The organism is Confluentibacter flavum (genome assembly GCF_002843175.1).
In the GTDB taxonomy this organism is placed as follows: Bacteria; Bacteroidota; Bacteroidia; order Flavobacteriales; family Flavobacteriaceae; genus Confluentibacter; species Confluentibacter flavum.
The window spans coordinates 22,616-40,165 of record NZ_PJEO01000039.1 but is presented as its reverse complement, the minus strand read 5'-3'; the positions used below and the strand labels follow the sequence as shown (position 1 = coordinate 40,165).

Below are 17,550 nucleotides of genomic sequence, written 5' to 3'. Positions count from 1 at the left end.
AATAAACTACCCCGGGGCAGAGCCCCGAAGTATTAGAAATCAAAAAGTGTAAGCTGAGCTTCATATACCTTTTGATATTTTATTTCTTTACCTTGATTTTCAATATATTTTTTGATAACATCTTTGTTCCCGTATTGACCTACTGTGTTTGCATAGTAACCACTTGTCCAAAAGTTTCCTCCCCAAAGCTTTGTCTTCACTTCAGGAAATCGTCTGAAAATTTCTTTCGCCGTGATACTCTTTACTTTCATACAAATTTCACTCACCGACAAACTGGGAACACTTTGTATTAAAAAATGAACATGGTTTTCTTCATAACCAACTTCCACAAAATGTATTTCATAGCGTTGTGACAAATCAATACATATTTCTTTCAAACCAAATCCAACTTCCTCTGTAATAACTGAATTCCTATATTTTACAGGAAAAACTAAATGATACAGAAGTAATGTTTTGTTATGTCTTTTTAAAATATGATCATCCATAGTTCAAAACTACACTTTTTCAAAGTGTTATGAAAAACCATCCGTTTTTCAAACTTTTCCTCTATTGTCCCCGAGGCAGAGCCTCGAGGTATTTTCTTCGAATTAACCTATATTATGAAATCAACTCTATTTACCCGTATTCTTACCTGTATTATTTTATCAGTTTCCTTTTTCTCTTGTGAAACGGAAGACTTGAACTCAAAAAGCAACGAAGCTTTTAAAACCGCCGATTTAACCATAGATACTGCCGAAACTACACTATTGGATTATATAGATTGTGAATCTGTTTGCATTGAAGCTGGATCTGGAACTTATTATAAAATAAACGATTCTAAAACTGGTTCTAATGGCCCTCATACCAAACAAGTAAGCTACGAAGCTTATAACACAGAAACTCAATTTATTGTAAATGTTTTTTATGATATTATAGCTGGAACTTCCAATGCTAAAGCTGATATTACCATTACAATAGATGGTAATGATTTACTTTTTGAAGATGTAGCAAAAGGCAGTACAGTAACTCGTTACTTTGACCTTCCTGAAGGCTGGGTAGCTTGTAATGTAATTTCTTTCGACATTGTTCAAGAAGCATTAGGCAATCCAATAGAATTTTCAGAGTTAGAATATGCACTTGTAGGTGTTTGCCCAGAAGGTTGTGAAGAAAGCTTTAGTTATCAAGAAAATGAAGATAATAGTTACACTTTTACATATATAAGCCCTGAAGATTTAAATGCTGCTGAGGTTAAACTTACCTGTCCACATATTATTAGTTTTGAATCTTTAGACGGAAAAAATTATGATGTAAATTCTGGCAACGGAAAAGGATCGCCAACTGTTTTAACATGGACAGGCGATATTGAAGCCTGTACAGAAATTACATTTACATTGGCTTTTGAAGCAGATTGTGAACAAAACAGTGGTGGTTTTGCCAATATTTTTACCGATTTTAAAGTAAATGACATTTCAAAAAAAGGTGATAGTACAAACATTAAATTTGAATGTCCTTCTGAATAAACCCTATTAAAAACGCATATAGTAAGCCCCTAGTTCAAGGGGCTTTTTTTATGCATTGTCTTCACTAAGAAAATAAAAATTCAATAAACTATCTAACTAGAACAAAAAATGATCTCGGTTTGAAAATAAGCACAATAATAATTACATTAGGGGTTACTAAAACCAATTACATTGACTTTGCCTTTAAATTGACTATTATGAAAAAAATTTATGCTTTATTAGCCTTTCTTAGTGTTGTTTCATTAAGTCCTATTGATTCTGTTTTTGCACAAATCACTCCAACTTCTAGAATTGTTGAAGATGGAGGCACTGGTCCATATAGTGCCCTTATGCTTTCAGAGGAAACACTTCCAACCCATACCGTTTTTAGGCCACAAGACCTTAGTAAATTTGATAACAACAATAAACTTCCCATCATTGTTTGGGGCAACGGGGCTTGTGCCAATTCCCCTTGGGAACACATTAATTTTCTTTCGGAAGTATCGTCTTATGGTTTTTTAGTCATCGCCATAGGCCCTATGCCCCAAGAAGGTGAGCGTGGTAGTGGTCGCTCTACATCCAAACAGTTATTAGATGCCATAGATTGGGCCATTGCTCAAAATAATGATAGTAAAAGCCCATATCACAATAAAATTGATATTACTAAAATAGCGGTTAGTGGTATGTCTTGTGGTGGTTTACAAACCTTAGAAAAAGCTCCAGACCCAAGAGTGACCACAGCGGTAATTTATAATAGTGGCATTTTAGGTGATGGTGGTGGTATGCCAGGTATGCCGGCACTTGTAAAAGACGATTTGAAAAAACTGCATACCCCCACTCTGTATGTTTTAGGAGGTGAAACGGATATTGCCTATAATAATGGTATGGACGACTTTAAACGCATTGACCATGTGCCGGTATTTGTAGCCAATATGGACGTAGGCCACGGAGGCACCTATAGCAAACCCCATGGTGGTGAATTTGCTAAAGTTGCCACTGCTTGGTACCAATGGCAATTAAAGGGAAATGAAGAAGCTGCAAAAATGTTCAAAGGACAGCCAAGTGGCTTGTCCAATTCCGATATTTGGAAAGTCGATAAAAAAAATATACCATAAAACACACCTCTATAAATAGGATATTTTACCAACTAGGACTCTGATGTAACCACCTATTTTGCTGCTATGTATAACGTAGGGAAATCAACTTCTATACCTGGTTTAATTTTATTAAAAACTGTCAACTTATTTTAAGACAACTCGTATTTTTGTTCTATTAATAATTATGATAGACCATACATCCATTTTTAATATTAGTAACCAACAAGAATTTGAAGCTTTAGCTCTTAAGGTTTTTAAATTTCAGTTTGAAAATAACCGAGTATATCGCTCTTTTTGTGATTTGCTGTACATTCATTCTAGTGATGTAAAAAACATACATCAAATCCCATTTCTGCCCATTCAGTTTTTTAAAACACACAACGTTGTTAGTTCTAACAATATTATTAAAACTACTTTTACAAGTTCCGGAACTACAGGAAGCGTCACGAGCAAACATCATGTTACCAATTTAGAGATATACAAAACAAGTTTTACCAAAGGGTTTGAATCGTTTTATGGTAGTATTGAAGACTATACGATTCTGGCATTACTGCCATCTTATTTAGAAAGAAAAGGCTCTTCCTTAATATATATGGTTGAAGCTATGATTTCAAAATCCAGTTATAAGGAAAGTGGATTTTATCTCAACAACATTTCAGAGTTAAAAAACGCCTTAACAACCTTAGATTCCCAAGGTAGAAAAGTGCTTCTTATTGGTGTGTCCTTTGCTTTATTAGATTTGGTTGAAACCTTTCAATTCAATTTAAAAAACACCATCGTTATGGAAACTGGCGGTATGAAAGGCAGACGGAAAGAACTGATAAGAGACGAGCTTCACAAAATATTAAAACTAGGTTTTGGTGTTAAAACCATACATAGCGAATATGGTATGACCGAATTATTGAGTCAGGCATATTCTAAAGGAAACGGCCTTTTTAATTGTCCAAATTGGATGCGCGTATTAACTAGAGATACCGAAGATGCTTTAAGCATTCAACCCAAAGAAAAAACAGGAGGCATTAATATTATTGATTTAGCCAATATGAACTCTTGTTCCTTTATTGCTACGCAAGATTTAGGAAAAGTTTATAAAAATGGTTCTTTTGAAGTTATTGGACGTTTTGATAGTTCCGATATTCGTGGCTGCAACCTTATGGTTATTTAATTTGATGTAAGTTATCTCGTGTATTTCGGACTTACTATTAAAAATGAATGCTATGAGATATGTAATGATTTTATTTTTTCTAACAACATCATCTACTTTTTCTCAATCCATAGACTATAATTTAAAAAAAGGCTATGTTGCTGAAGGTTATGATGTGGTTGCCTATTTTGAAAACAAAGCTATTGAAGGCGACACGAAATTTACGACCAGATACGGCGGAGTAAATTATAAATTCTCTTCTCAAAAAAACTTGGATGCATTCAGCAAAAATCCTAAAAAATTTGTACCACAATATGGCGGTTACTGTGCTTATGCTGTGGGTGCAAAAAATGATAAAGTATCCATTAATCCTAAAACTTTTGAAGTAAAAGATGGCAAACTTTATTTGTTCTATAATGCTTGGGGCACAAACACCCTAGATTTATGGCAAAAAGAAAATCCTAAACTATTAAAGGAAAAGGCAGATAAAAACTGGGAAAAAATAAAATTCAAAAAATAAATTAGTTTTTGTGTAAGTTTTTATAAAAGCCTTCCGACAAAACAAGTGCTATGAAAAAGAAAGATTTTCTTAATTTATAGTTTGATTGGTTAGTTGAAAAACCTGATGTTCCCCATCAGGTTTTTTTATACTGTAGTACAAAATAGTTTTTCTTACCCCGTTGAAGCAAAACAAATTTATTGTTAATCAAGTCTTTTGAAGTTATCCTGTAATCCTCAGTTACTTTTTCTTTATTTACAGAAATCGAATTTTCTTTAAGTGCCCGTCTAGCTTCACCATTCGACTTTAAAAATCCTCCTTTCTCAGCTAAAGCAGCAATGATGTCCATTCCGTTTTCAATTTCGCTTATAGCTAGTTCTGTTTGAGGCACACCATCAAACACATCTAAAAAGGTTTGTTCGTTAAGTTGCTTTAAATCATTACTTGTAGAATTACCAAACAGAATCTCACTAGCTTTTATAGCGTTTTCTAAATCATCTTTAGAATGTACCATCATGGTAATTTCTTCAGCAAGACGTTTTTGTAACACTCTTAAATGCGGGGCTTCTTTATGTTCTTTGGCTAAAGCATGTATCTCTTCTTCAGTTAAAAAAGTAAATATTTTAATATACTTTTCAGCATCTTCATCACTTGAATTTAACCAATATTGATAGAATTTATATGGCGATGTTCTATTGGCGTCTAACCAAACATTGCCTCCTTCAGATTTCCCGAATTTAGACCCATCTGATTTTGTAATTAATGGACACGTAATGGCAAACCCTTTTCCGCCAGAAATCCGTCTAATCAATTCCGTTCCCGTTGTAATATTACCCCATTGGTCACTACCGCCCATTTGAATGGAACAGTTTTTTTCTTTGTAAAGATGAAGAAAATCATATCCTTGTACCAATTGATAGGTAAACTCAGTAAAACTCATGCCTTCGGAAGCATCGGATGAAATTCTATTTTTAACCGAATCTTTTGCCATCATGTAATTGACGGTAATATGTTTACCAACATCCCGAATAAATTCAAGAAACGAGAAGTTTTTCATCCAATCATAGTTATTAACTAAAACAGCAGAATTATCGGAGTCCCCTTCAAAATCCAAAAAATGTGATAATTGCTTTTTAATGGCTTCTTGATTGTGGCGCAATGTTTTTTCATCCAACAAATTACGTTCACTGGATTTACCAGATGGGTCGCCAATCATACCCGTTGCCCCACCAACTAAAGCCACTGGTTTATGCCCACAACGTTGGTAATGTGCCAGTAACATAATAGGCACCAAATTTCCAATATGTAAAGAATCGGCTGTAGGATCAAAACCAACATAAGCACTTCGCATGCTTTCCATTAAATGTTCCTCTGCGCCAGGCATAACAGTATGTATCATGCCCCTCCATGTTAATTCTTCAACAAAATTATTTATCATTAATGTTTAATTTTTAGTAAACTAGGGCAAAGATAAAAATCAATGCATAATTACTCATGTATTATGAATAATTCTTTAATTTAGTTGCATGATTTTAGTAACGGGTGGTACTGGTTTAGTTGGTTCGCATTTACTTTATAAGCTTGTAAGCACAAATAAAAAAGTAAGAGCCATTTATAGAAATGAGCAAAAGCTTAACGACGTAAAACATGTTTTTTCATGTTATACTGAAAATCATATAAGTCTTTTTGAAACTATTGAATGGATTAAAGCCGATATCCTAGACATTCCTTCATTAACTGAAGCATTTCAAGGAATTTCTTATGTATACCACTGTGCTGCTTTGGTGACTTTTGAACCCAATAGATACCATCAATTAAGAAAGGTTAATATTGAAGGCACAGCAAATGTTGTGAATTTTTGTATTTCAAATAACATTAAAAAACTCTGTTATGTAAGCTCTGTTGCTACATTAGGAAATACGCTAAATAAAGAACCCATTACCGAAGAAACCGTTTGGAATCCTGAGAACGATAATAATGTATATGCCATTACAAAGTATGGCGCCGAAATGGAAGTTTGGCGTGCCACCCAAGAAGGATTGGATGCTGTTATTGTAAATCCCGGCGTTATTTTGGGTGCTGGTATGTGGAACGACGGAAGTGGAAGTTTATTTAAAAAAGCCCATAAAGGTTTTACATTTTACTCCAGTGGAACAGTCGCTTTAGTCTCAGTTGAAGATGTTGTTCTAATTATGATGGCGCTTTTAAAAAGTGATATTAAAAATGAACGCTTTGTTTTGGTAGCAGAAAATTGGACTTACAAGAAATTTTTACAGGTGTTGGCAAAATCCGTTAATAAAACCCCGCCAGAAAAACTAGCGCCGTCTTGGCTTTTGCAAATTTTGTGGAGATTGGATTGGCTAAAATATTCGCTAACCGGTAAGCCAAGAAAACTAACGAAACAATTGAGCAACTCTTTATCTACAGAGAAGTATTATAGCAACGAGAAAATAAAATCCACTTTGAATTTTGAGTTTCAACCTGTTGGTCAAACGATTTCTAAGGTAGGGAATCTGTATCTGAAACAGGTTTAATCAATCTCCTTTTCATCTCTTCTTTTGCATTAATCTCCTTTATTGAATCATTTTTTGCTAACGATTTTAAAGAATCTTTTGTTCTTTGTTCATCTAATTCCTTTAGCTCTAATGCGTCATAAAAACTACTAAGAGCTTCCAAACTATCTTTTACTTTAGTATAAATGTCTTCGTATTCTTCAAGATGATAAGCGTAATAATTATTACTTAAGGCAAATTGTATGCTATCTATGTTATATTTTTTATAAATATACTTTTCTGATTGAACATTACTGCTGTCCAGAACTTTTATATCATTTGCTGCTGTTATTGATGCTATTAATTTTAAATCAATCAAAATATTAACCATATCTGCCTTAGAAATTAAGTTCTTAGGTTTTTCTGGTTCTTTAAATTTATAGCAAGACACTACAAACAATAAAACGATAATATATGGAATAAGCTTCTTTAACATTATCTATTAAAAGTTAATCGTTTGGCGGCTTTCACATCACTAAATTTAGAATTATTGTAAACTAAGCTTCCGTTTATAAACGTTTGTGTAATTCTGGATTTAAATGTTGTGCCTTCAAAAGGAGACCAACCACATTTATATAATATATTTTCTTTTTTAACCGTCCAAGGATTATTCAAATCTACCACAACCAAATCTGCAAAATAACCTTCTTTAATAAATCCTCTTTTCTCAATTTGAAACAATATAGCTGGATTATGGCACATTTTTTCTACCACCTTTTCAATAGAAATTTTTTCTTTATGATACATTTCTAGCATGGCTGGAAGGGCATGCTGAACCAGTGGGCCACCTGACGGTGCTTTAGTGTAAACGTTTTTCTTTTCTTCAATAGTATGTGGCGCATGGTCGGTTGCAATCACATCAATTCGATCATCTAGTAAGGCTTCCCACAATTGTTCCCGATCGTTCTTGGTTTTAACAGCCGGATTCCATTTTATTAGTGTGCCTTTGGTATCATAATCTTTATCTGTAAACCATAAATGATGTATGCAAACCTCAGCAGTAATTTTCTTTTCCTTTAACGGAATTTTATTGCTGAATAAATCCGTTTCTTTTCCTGTAGACAAATGAAAAACATGCAATCTAGCCCCTGTTTTTTTCGCTAATGCAATCGCTTTTGAAGATGATAGATAACAAGCTTCTTCGCTTCTTATTTCTGGATGATACTTTATAGGAATATCATCACCAAACTTCTCTTTATAAATTTCGAAATTTGCTTTTATAGTCGCTTCATCTTCACAATGAACCGCGATTAACAAGTTCGTTTTCGAAAAAATGGTCTCCAAAACCTTCGGGTCGTCTACCAACATATTTCCTGTTGATGAGCCCAAAAACAATTTCAATGCTGCAACCTTTTTGGGATCAACTTTTAAAATTTCATCTAAATTATCGTTTGTACCCCCAAACATGAATGAATAGTTTGCCGATGATGTTTTAGAAGCTATCTCAAACTTTTTCTCTAATTCTTCTATAGTCGTTGTTTGAGGATTGGTATTGGGCATTTCTATAAAAGACGTAATGCCGCCTGCTATAGCTGCTTTAGACTCTGTTTCTATGGTTGCTTTATTTGTTAAACCAGGCTCCCTAAAATGCACTTGGTCATCTATGACGCCCGGTAACACATATTTCCCTTCTGCATCAAAAACAATCACATTGGCAGATTTAGCACTTATGGAATCATTGATTTCCTTTATATAGTCTCCTTCTATTAAAATATCACCTTTTAGTATTGTTCCTTCATTAACAATATGGGCGTTTTTTATAAGTATGGTTTTCATCTTCATTCTCTTAATACTTTTTAAAAATACTTCTAAGTTTCATCGATATGACCCCAAAAACAGCTTCAGAAATGATGCCTTTGCTTAACTTAGATACTCCTTTGGTTCTGTCGGTAAAGATAACAGGAACTTCAATTATTTTGAATTTTTTAAGATAGGTTTTAAACTTCATTTCTATTTGAAACGCATAACCTATAAACTTGATCTTATTTAAATCTAAAGCTTCTAAGGTTTCTCTTTTATAACAGACAAAACCTGCTGTGGTATCATTAATTTTCATTCCCGTAATAACCCTCACATATTTTGATGCCAAATAAGACATAAGCACTCTTCCCATGGGCCAATTAACAACATTCACGCCCGTTACATATCTGGAACCAATAGACATATCTGCACCATCTAAGGCACAGGCATCATACAATTTAATTAAATCTTTGGGATCATGCGAAAAATCGGCGTCCATTTCAAAAATATACTTATATATTCTAGCCAAACACCATTTAAACCCATAAATATAGGCAGTTCCCAGACCTTGTTTGTCTTTTCTGGAAATTAAAAACAGTTTGCCTTGAAACTCATTTTGAAGTTCCTTGACCTTGTTTGCTGTTAAATCTGGAGAATTATCATCAATTATAAGTACATGAATAGCATTTGATTGTGAAAACACCGCTTTTATGATAGCTTCAATATTCTCTATTTCATTATATGTTGGAATGATGACAATAGCGTCCTGCATAGTAATATTAATAAACCTTACAATTTTAGCAAATGTACATTTTTTATAAGACTCTTTTTTTTAAATATTCCTTAATAATTATATACAATGTGTGAATAATTATAATAATTTTATGGCATGCTTCGAGAGGTTACTTCATACGAATTGTTTACCGTTTTAATGGTTATTGGGATGGTTTTTATTGCCATAGCTAAGTTAATCTCGCCTAAGCGTTTTGACGATTTTATGCTTGTTATAGGAAATTCCAAATACCTGAAAATATACATAAAAGAGCAAAAGTTTTTCGACAAATTTGATGCCTTGCTTTTTATTAACTTAGTCATCTCAGCTTCTATTTTTGGTTTCTTAATTTACGATTTTACCATTAAACATTCTGAGCCTTCATCTAATATCATGTTTAAATTCACGGTTGGTATTGGTATTTTTATTTTGATTAAAGTGCTTTTGGAACGTTTAATTGGAAGCCTTTTTGAAATAGATAAATTAATAGACGATTATCTTTTTCAAAAAATAACCTATAAAAATTATTTAGGCGTTTTATTATTACCCATAAATGCTCTATTGTTATTTAGTTTCAGTCCTACTTTAAAAATTCTTTACATCATTATTATTTTATTGTTAATTGTTAATATAGTTGGTGTAATTACGACGTTTAAAGCCCATCAAAGTTTACTAAAAAGAAACTTCTTCTATTTTATTTTGTATCTTTGCACTCTTGAAATTGCACCTTATATCATTTTATACAAAGTATTTAATGCTTAAAAACTACTTGCGCCCATGAAAGTGAAAACCATTTTGGTATCTCAACCAGAACCGAAAATAGAGAATTCGCCTTATTTCGATCTTCAGGAAAAACAAAAAGTAAAAATTGATTTTAGACCTTTTATTCATGTTGAGGGTGTTTCTGCTAAAGATGTTAGACAACAAAAAGTAGATTTAAACAATTATACAGCGATTATATTAACAAGCCGAAACGCGGTTGATCATTTTTTTAGAGTTGCTGAAGAAATGCGTTTTAAAATCCCAGATACTTTAAAATATTTCTGCCAATCGGAAGCTGTTGCTTTTTATTTACAGAAATATGTAGTGTATAGAAAACGTAAAATATATGTGGGCAAAAGTTCTTTTTCAGAATTGTCTCCACTAATCAAAAAATATAAGGACGAGAAATTTTTATTGCCCAATACAGATAAAGTTAAACCTGAAGTTCCAGACACTTTAAATGCTTTAGGCGTTAATTGGAAACAAGCTATTTTCTATAAAACAGTTATTAGTGACCTTACTGATTTAGCTGATGTATATTATGATGTTTTAGTATTTTTTAGTCCATCGGGGATAGATTCCTTATTTCATAATTTCCCAGATTTCAAACAAAACGAAACACGCATTGCTGCTTTTGGCCCTACCACCATTAAGGCGGTTGAAGATAAAGGTTTAAGAATTGATATTCCTGCACCTACACCCGACACCCCATCAATGACTATGGCTTTGGAAAAATATATTGAAAAAGCAAACAAAGGAAGCAAATAACAATATGTTATCACTATTAAAATAAAAGGGCGATTTCTATTGTGAAATCGCCCTTTTATTTTAATTACTTACTAGTATCAAAAAGTATAACGTTGCGGACCACCTCGCCTGATTTCTTCACTGCAATGCGCTTCAAATTTCTTGAAATTTTCCCTAAACGCATTGGTTAGTTTAAAAGCGGTTTTGTAATAAGCGTCATCGTTATTCCAAGTTGTTCTAGGACTCAAAACACTTGTTGGAACTCCAGGGCATTCTCGAGGTTGGGCTACACCAAATACGGAATGTATATGGTATTTATCATAGGTATATAATCCTAAATCACCATTTAGCGCTGCGTTTATCATAGCTCGAGTATATTTTAACTTCATACGTGTACCAACACCATAAGGCCCACCTGTCCACCCCGTATTAACCAACCAAAAATTAACGCCTGACGTAATCATTTTTTCACTTAACATTTCTGCATATTTAGCGGGGTGCAATGGCATAAAAGGCGCACCAAAACATGCTGAAAATGACGGTTCTGGCTCTACAACACCTGCTTCTGTGCCAGCAACTTTAGCCGTGTATCCAGAAATAAAATGATAAGCTGCCTGACTTGGGGTCAATTTTGAAATTGGAGGTATAACTCCAAAAGCATCTGCTGTTAAAAAGAACACATTTTTAACATCTCGACCAATGGAAGGTAATTGGATATTTTCAATATGATCTATTGGGTAACTTACCCGAGTATTTTCAGTTATTGATGTATCTGCAAAATCCACATGTCCTGCAGCATCCAATATCACATTTTCTAATATAGCACCTTTTTTAATGGCGTCATAAATCTCTGGCTCGTGCTCTCGTGATAAATCAATCACTTTGGCATAACAGCCCCCTTCAAAATTAAATACTTTATTATCCTTTGTCCAACCATGTTCATCATCACCAATTAAGCTTCTGTTGGGGTCTGTGGACAACGTTGTTTTCCCAGTTCCTGAAAGTCCGAAGAAAATGGCGGTGTCGCCGTCTTTCCCAATATTGGCACTACAGTGCATAGGTAGGGTTTCTTTAAAAACCGGTAACATAAAATTTAATGCTGAAAAAATCCCTTTTTTAATTTCACCAGTATATCCGGTACCTCCAATTAAAGCTATTTTTCTTGTAAAATCCAAAATGGCAAAGTTATGTTGCCTAGTTCCATCTTCTTGAGGATTAGCTTTAAACCCTGGCGCATTAATAACGGTCCATTCTGGACTAAAATCCTTCAACTCTTCTTCTGTTGGGCGTAAAAACATATTGTAAGCAAACTGGTTGCTCCACGCATACTCATTAATAACCCTAATGTTCGTTTGATAATCTTTGTCAGCACAAGCATAACAATCCCTTACATAAATATCTTTATTTGATAAATAGTTTGAAACCTTGTTATAAAGTTTTTCAAATGCATCGGAATCAAATGGAATATTTACCGGACCCCACCAAACGCGGTCTTTTGTAATATCATCTTTAACAATAAATCTGTCTTTTGGTGATCTACCAGTAAACTCTCCTGTATTAACGGCCAATGCTCCAGTAGAAGCTTCAACACCTTGTCCCTTTTTTAAAGTAATATCTTGGAGTTCTTCTGGCGATAATTGATAGTTTACTTTCGCATTTTTAATACCATACTTTTCCAACGAAATCGTTTTCGTAAATTGGTTGTGATTTGTCATGATTTTTCAAAAAATTGGATTATCATACAAAATTAAGGCTTTCTATTAGAGTTTTTAGTTAAAAAAATCTAATAGTTTTATTTGGTTTTTATCAAATTCACAAATAAAATACCCCAAGAAACAATAAAACACAATCCGCCAAGTGGTGTTATTAAGCCAATACTTTTAAAATCAAAATCCGTTAAGTTATTGGTAGCTAAACCGTAAATGGATCCTGAGAAAAACACAACCCCTAAAATGACTAAATAGTAAATAATTTTTTTAGCTTTTTCTGAAATTATTGAAGTTGTTCCAACAAACAGTAAAAAAAGTGCATGATACATTTGATAGCGTACACCAGTTTCAAATGTTTGTTGCATGTCCGGGGAGATTAATTCTTTTAAAGCATGTGCTCCAAAAGCTCCTAAAATAATGCTTATAATCCCTAAAATAGAAGCCGTAATTAGTATTTTCTTGTTCATATTTATAACCTATAAAATCTCGTTAGAATACAAAGTTAGTTAACATAATGACATTCTTTCCATCTTTCAATGGTAAAGACTAACTTAAAATGATTTCAATTTAAAACCAAATACTTATTTTTAAGTTTTAAATTGAAATGTCAAACTCATGAAAGCAAAAAATCTAAGCATAACCATTGACGGTATTGATAAAAAAATCCTCCGCAAACTTATGGAAGATGCCAGAACACCTATTCTTGAAATTGCCAGATTGGTTGGTATTTCTGGGGCTGCCATACATCAACGATTAAAGAAATTGGAGAAATCAGGATTAATTTCTGGTTCGCAATGCATTATAGATCATAAAGTTTTAGGTTATAATACATTGGCTTTTGTTGGTGTTTATTTAGATAAAACCATGAGTCATTTGGACGCCGTAAAACTTCTAAAAAGAATTCCAGAAGTTTTGGAATGTCATTTTACTTCTGGACAATGGAGTTTGTTTGTTAAAGTGGTAAGTAAAAATAATGCCCATTTAATGCATATTTTAAATGAGGATATTCTAACTATTTCTGGGGTATTAAGAACTGAAACCTTTGTATCGTTAGACCAGCAAATTGATAGGCAGATACAGATATAAACTAAGCCCAAATAATCTGTTTGGGCTTAGTTTTATTATTAAGATGCTGAAACAATCCCGATTGCTATCGGGACAGCATGATGAACTTGTTCATCACATTTTCATCAACCAAGAACGCACATCGACTTCTAGTTTAATGATATTTCTTAAATCTTCTATTTTAACACGTTGTTGTTCCATGGAATCTCTATGGCGAATGGTTACTGTATTATCATTCAAGGTGTCATGATCTACCGTTATACAAAATGGTGTTCCATTGGCATCTTGCCTTCTGTAACGTCTGCCCACGGCATCTTTTTCATCATAATCAACATTGAAATCCCATTTTAAATCGTCTGCAATTTGTTTGGCGATTTCTGGTAAACCATCTTTTTTTACCAAGGGTAAAATAGCTGCTTTTACAGGCGCCAAAACACTCGGCAATTTTAAAACGGTTCTTGTAGTGCCATTTTCCAGTTCTTCTTCAACTAAGGAATTTGAAAATACTGCCAAAAACATCCTATCTAGCCCTATTGAAGTTTCCAATACATAAGGCACATAGCTTTTATTTTCTTCTGGGTCGAAATATTGTAATTTTTTACCTGAGAATTTTTCGTGCTGGGATAAATCAAAATCCGTTCTAGAATGAATACCTTCCAATTCTTTAAAACCAAATGGGAATTTAAATTCAATATCACAGGCGGCATCAGCGTAATGCGCTAACTTTTCATGGTCGTGGAAACGGTAATTTTCACCACCCATTCCTAATGACAAATGCCATTTTAACCTGGTCTCTTTCCAGTGATTGTACCATTCTACTTGTGTGCCTGGTTTTATAAAAAACTGCATTTCCATTTGCTCAAACTCACGCATTCTAAAAATAAATTGTCTTGCTACAATTTCATTTCTAAAAGCTTTACCTGTTTGCGCAATTCCGAAAGGGATTTTTAAACGACCAGATTTCTGTACATTTAAGAAGTTAACAAAAATACCCTGTGCGGTTTCTGGACGTAAATATAAATCCATGGAGTTTTCTGCGGAAGCACCTATTTTGGTGCCAAACATTAAATTGAATTGCTTTACTTCTGTCCAGTTTCTACTCCCTGTTAAAGGATCTGCAATTTCCAATTCTTCAATTAGCGCTTTTACATCTGCCAAATCTTCATTTTCCAAAGATTTTGCCATTCGCGAAAGCGTTGCATTTATTTTTTCTTGGTATTCAACGACACGTTGGTTGGTTGCTAAAAATTGAGTTTTATCAAAAGCATCTCCAAAACGTTTCTCTGCCTTTTCAACTTCTTTATCTATTTTAGCTTCAATTTTAGCGCAATGTTCTTCAATCAATACATCGGCCCTGTAACGCTTTTTTGAATCTTTATTATCAATCAATGGATCGTTAAACGCATCCACGTGACCAGACGCTTTCCAAGTGGTTGGGTGCATAAAAATAGCGGCATCAATACCAACAATGTTATCATGCATTTGTACCATGGCTTTCCACCAGTAGTCGCGTATGTTTTTCTTTAATTCAGCACCATTTTGGGCATAGTCGTATACAGCACTTAACCCATCGTATATTTCACTGCTTTGAAACACGTATCCGTACTCCTTTGCATGAGATATTACCTTTTTAAATTTATCCTCTTGATTTACCATGCTGCAAAAATAAAAAAGCGATCCAAACAAATGAGATTGTTTGATAAAAATTATGTTGTTGACTCATTAATTTTTTACTTAAGTTTACAAAAGGGTAATTCTTACAATAGTTTATGTTAAAATCGTTGATTCATTTATTTTTTCCTAAAGTGTGCTATGCTTGCCTGAATTATTTAAATGATAATGAAGATACAATTTGCATTTCCTGCCGACACAACATGCCCGTAACCAATTTTCATTTTAATAATGATGATACTATTATAAAAATATTTTATGGCCGTGCTAAGGTTGAAAATGCTACTGCTCTATTTAGGTTTGAGAAAAAAAGTATTGTTCAACAACTCATACATGGCCTAAAATATAAAGGTTACGAGCAAATTAGCCCTTTTTTAGGCGATTGGTTGGGAGGTGAATTAAGAACTATAAAAGATTACGAAGACATTGATATGGTGATACCTGTTCCGCTCCATAGAAAGAAATTAAAAATGAGGGGCTATAACCAAGTTACAGGATTTGGAAAGCAAATAGCAAAATCCATTAATGCTGCCTATAAAGATGATGTGCTTTTAAAAATAACCAATACAGGATCACAGACAAGCAAAAAACGATTTGCCCGTTGGAATCAAACGGATGAGTTATTCATTATGCAAAATTCTGCTTGGATTGAAGACAAACATATTCTGTTGGTGGATGATATTATCACCACTGGCGCTACTTTAGAAGCATGTATTACCGTTTTAAGCCAAGCAAAAAATATTAAAGTAAGTGTGGCTTGTATGGCCATAGCATAACTTGGCTATAAAAAAAATCAGCAATAGGCTTAAAGCGTATTACTGATTTTTTAGGGTTTTAAATATAAGAACTTAAGATTTTACTCTGTTAAGTTTTGTTTCGCCCATATCAGTTTTCGTTGAAATTTCGTCATCTGAAACAAGTTCTCCAGTAACGTTTATTACCATGTCACCATTGAAGGAGAGTGTATAAGAAAACTTTTTGCCGTCAACTTTCCCATTTTCTATGGGTGTGTCTCCAAATTCGGTTTTCAAGGCTCCAGTCAGTTTATCGCCTTCAACTTTAAAAGTATAAGCTAATTCAAACACCCCATTTGGAGATTCTGCAGTACCTTTCCAGTCTCCGTCAATCTTACTTTGGGCAAACGTGGTGAAACATCCCGCAAGAAATAATAAAATAAAAATTTTTTTAGTCATAATTGTATAGTTTAATTGATTTAAAATTTGAAAAAATAAATTATTTAACTCTGGCAAGTGTCATATCGCCTCGTTCATTTTTAATGACTATTTCATCATCGCTAACAAGTTCTCCTGTATTTTCAATGGTCATGTCATTAAAAGAAATACTATACGAAAATTTATTTCCGTCAACTTTCCCGTTTTCTAATGGAGATTCACCAAATTGGGTTTTCCAAATTCCCGTGAGTTTTTCGCCTTCAACTTTAAATGTATAATTCAATTCAAATGTTCCGTTTGGAGTTTCGCGGGTACCTTTCCAGTCGCCATCAATTTTGCTTTGCGCAAATGTGGAAAAGCATCCCACAAAAAACAATAATGTAAATAAATTTTTCATATGTAGATAATATTTGTTTTTTAAAGGTCATATGGAATCGCTTAACTTCTTGGTGTTTGCAAGCAAATTAGTTGTTTATGGCGATTTCATAATAATTGTTGCATTTAGTTTGTTTTGTGATTTAAAAAATAACCTCAAATAAGAAGTTCCTATTTGAGGTTATAAAATAAGGTTTAGAATTATTCCACTCTAGTGAGTTTCATTTCTCCTCTTTGGGTTTTAATAACGATTTCGTTATCGCTTACTAATTCTCCGTTGTTCTCTATGGTCATCTCTCCAAATGACATTGTGTACGAGAATTTATTACCGTCAACTTTCCCGTTCTCAATTGGATTTTCACCTCTAGGGGTTGTTGAAGTTCCAGTAAGTTTGTCTCCTTCAACTTTAAAGGTGTAATTTAATTCAATGGTACCATTTTGTCCTTCACGAGTACCTTTCCATTTGCCATCAATTTTGCTTTGTGCAAAAGTGGCAACACTTCCTAAAAAGAATAATAGGATAAAAATTTTTTTTGTCATAATTTTGAGTTTAATTGTTGCTAAAATGAATTTATTTTTTATGTGATTTTTCCAATCTTTCATTAGACTGAATCAATCTGTAATGGTTTAATTCACAATATAATATAATTCGTTTTTTAATTTAGCAATTAAGATAATAAAAAATCCTAATCAACAAACTTTTCAATCTTGTCATTATATCTCTAAAATCATGTAGGTTTGTGTAAAAATTTCATTTAGTAATGAAT

General features: G+C 33.3%; 20 protein-coding genes. 9 read left to right on the top strand and 11 right to left on the bottom strand.

Annotated elements, in window-relative coordinates; all coding sequences use genetic code 11:
* Positions 1–32: 32 nt before the first annotated feature.
* The gene (gene tnpA / locus CSW08_RS10925) at positions 33–485 is read right to left on the bottom strand and encodes an IS200/IS605 family transposase (RefSeq protein WP_106658059.1); all 453 of its coding nucleotides are present in this window, start codon (positions 483–485) and stop codon (positions 33–35) included.
* Between the two features lie 114 nt (positions 486–599).
* Between tnpA and CSW08_RS10920 the strand changes: the two genes are divergently transcribed.
* The 4 genes from CSW08_RS10920 to CSW08_RS10905 all read left to right on the top strand — a co-directional run bounded on the left by CSW08_RS10920 (position 600) and on the right by CSW08_RS10905 (position 4,239).
* Positions 600–1,499, top strand: a complete 900-nt coding sequence (locus CSW08_RS10920) for a hypothetical protein (protein ID WP_106659922.1) — start codon at positions 600–602, stop codon at positions 1,497–1,499.
* A 197-nt stretch (positions 1,500–1,696) separates the two neighbouring features.
* Positions 1,697–2,593, top strand: coding sequence for a poly(ethylene terephthalate) hydrolase family protein (locus tag CSW08_RS10915; protein WP_106659921.1), 897 nt, complete (start codon positions 1,697–1,699; stop codon positions 2,591–2,593).
* Positions 2,594–2,759: 166 nt separating this feature from the next.
* Complete coding sequence (locus CSW08_RS10910; RefSeq protein WP_106659920.1) at positions 2,760–3,740, top strand: LuxE/PaaK family acyltransferase; 981 nt, start codon at positions 2,760–2,762, stop codon at positions 3,738–3,740.
* Positions 3,741–3,792: 52 nt separating this feature from the next.
* On the top strand, positions 3,793–4,239 hold the full coding sequence (locus CSW08_RS10905) for a YHS domain-containing (seleno)protein (protein WP_238987248.1): 447 nt from the start codon (positions 3,793–3,795) through the stop codon (positions 4,237–4,239).
* A gap of 115 nt (positions 4,240–4,354) precedes the next feature.
* Here the strand turns inward: CSW08_RS10905 and tyrS are convergent, their stop codons facing one another.
* Positions 4,355–5,656, bottom strand: coding sequence for a tyrosine--tRNA ligase (tyrS, locus tag CSW08_RS10900; RefSeq protein ID WP_106659918.1), 1,302 nt, complete (start codon positions 5,654–5,656; stop codon positions 4,355–4,357).
* 88 nt (positions 5,657–5,744) lie between these two features.
* Here tyrS and CSW08_RS10895 point away from each other — a divergent pair, with 88 nt between their 5' ends.
* Complete coding sequence (locus CSW08_RS10895; RefSeq protein WP_106659917.1) at positions 5,745–6,752, top strand: NAD-dependent epimerase/dehydratase family protein; 1,008 nt, start codon at positions 5,745–5,747, stop codon at positions 6,750–6,752.
* Here the strand turns inward: CSW08_RS10895 and CSW08_RS10890 are convergent.
* Genes CSW08_RS10890 through CSW08_RS10880 form a run of 3 tightly spaced genes read right to left on the bottom strand, consistent with a single transcriptional unit; the run spans position 6,718 to position 9,282 of the window.
* Positions 6,718–7,206, bottom strand: coding sequence for a DUF4296 domain-containing protein (locus CSW08_RS10890; RefSeq protein ID WP_106659916.1), 489 nt, complete (start codon positions 7,204–7,206; stop codon positions 6,718–6,720). The two genes, CSW08_RS10895 and CSW08_RS10890, sit on opposite strands and share 35 nt — an antisense overlap.
* Positions 7,206–8,546 (bottom strand): dihydroorotase, encoded by a 1,341-nt coding sequence (locus CSW08_RS10885; RefSeq protein WP_106659915.1) that lies wholly within the window; start codon positions 8,544–8,546, stop codon positions 7,206–7,208. The genes CSW08_RS10890 and CSW08_RS10885 overlap by 1 nt, the downstream gene beginning before the upstream one ends.
* Positions 8,547–8,556: 10 nt before the next feature.
* Positions 8,557–9,282 (bottom strand): polyprenol monophosphomannose synthase, encoded by a 726-nt coding sequence (locus CSW08_RS10880; RefSeq protein ID WP_106659914.1) that lies wholly within the window; start codon positions 9,280–9,282, stop codon positions 8,557–8,559.
* 117 nt (positions 9,283–9,399) lie between these two features.
* On the opposite strand from CSW08_RS10880, the gene CSW08_RS10875 reads away from it, so the two are divergent.
* Both CSW08_RS10875 and CSW08_RS10870 read left to right on the top strand, forming a co-directional pair.
* Complete coding sequence (locus CSW08_RS10875; protein WP_106659913.1) at positions 9,400–10,044, top strand: DUF4271 domain-containing protein; 645 nt, start codon at positions 9,400–9,402, stop codon at positions 10,042–10,044.
* Between the two features lie 15 nt (positions 10,045–10,059).
* The gene (locus CSW08_RS10870; RefSeq protein ID WP_106659912.1) at positions 10,060–10,812 is read left to right on the top strand and encodes a uroporphyrinogen-III synthase; all 753 of its coding nucleotides are present in this window, start codon (positions 10,060–10,062) and stop codon (positions 10,810–10,812) included.
* Between the two features lie 77 nt (positions 10,813–10,889).
* Here CSW08_RS10870 and pckA read toward each other — a convergent pair whose 3' ends face one another.
* Entirely contained in the window at positions 10,890–12,506 is a 1,617-nt protein-coding gene (gene pckA / locus CSW08_RS10865) for a phosphoenolpyruvate carboxykinase (ATP) (RefSeq protein ID WP_106659911.1), read from the bottom strand.
* A 77-nt stretch (positions 12,507–12,583) separates the two neighbouring features.
* The gene (locus CSW08_RS10860; RefSeq protein WP_106659910.1) at positions 12,584–12,967 is read right to left on the bottom strand and encodes a DUF423 domain-containing protein; all 384 of its coding nucleotides are present in this window, start codon (positions 12,965–12,967) and stop codon (positions 12,584–12,586) included.
* Positions 12,968–13,115: 148 nt separating this feature from the next.
* Between CSW08_RS10860 and CSW08_RS10855 the strand changes: the two genes are divergently transcribed.
* On the top strand, positions 13,116–13,586 hold the full coding sequence (locus tag CSW08_RS10855) for an Lrp/AsnC family transcriptional regulator (RefSeq protein ID WP_106659909.1): 471 nt from the start codon (positions 13,116–13,118) through the stop codon (positions 13,584–13,586).
* A 93-nt stretch (positions 13,587–13,679) separates the two neighbouring features.
* Here the strand turns inward: CSW08_RS10855 and CSW08_RS10850 are convergent, their stop codons facing one another.
* On the bottom strand, positions 13,680–15,221 hold the full coding sequence (locus CSW08_RS10850) for a glycine--tRNA ligase (RefSeq protein WP_106659908.1): 1,542 nt from the start codon (positions 15,219–15,221) through the stop codon (positions 13,680–13,682).
* A gap of 218 nt (positions 15,222–15,439) precedes the next feature.
* On the opposite strand from CSW08_RS10850, the gene CSW08_RS10845 reads away from it, so the two are divergent.
* Positions 15,440–16,012: a ComF family protein gene (locus tag CSW08_RS10845; protein ID WP_317044929.1), complete on the top strand. Its 573-nt coding sequence runs from the start codon at positions 15,440–15,442 to the stop codon at positions 16,010–16,012.
* A gap of 72 nt (positions 16,013–16,084) precedes the next feature.
* On the opposite strand, the gene CSW08_RS10840 is transcribed toward CSW08_RS10845, so the two are convergent.
* The 3 genes from CSW08_RS10840 to CSW08_RS10830 all read right to left on the bottom strand — a co-directional run bounded on the left by CSW08_RS10840 (position 16,085) and on the right by CSW08_RS10830 (position 17,323).
* Positions 16,085–16,429, bottom strand: coding sequence for a hypothetical protein (locus CSW08_RS10840; RefSeq protein ID WP_106659906.1), 345 nt, complete (start codon positions 16,427–16,429; stop codon positions 16,085–16,087).
* 40 nt (positions 16,430–16,469) lie between these two features.
* Complete coding sequence (locus CSW08_RS10835) at positions 16,470–16,805, bottom strand: hypothetical protein (RefSeq protein ID WP_106659905.1); 336 nt, start codon at positions 16,803–16,805, stop codon at positions 16,470–16,472.
* 179 nt (positions 16,806–16,984) lie between these two features.
* Positions 16,985–17,323, bottom strand: coding sequence for a hypothetical protein (locus CSW08_RS10830; RefSeq protein ID WP_106659926.1), 339 nt, complete (start codon positions 17,321–17,323; stop codon positions 16,985–16,987).
* Between the last annotated feature and the right edge of the window lie 227 nt (positions 17,324–17,550).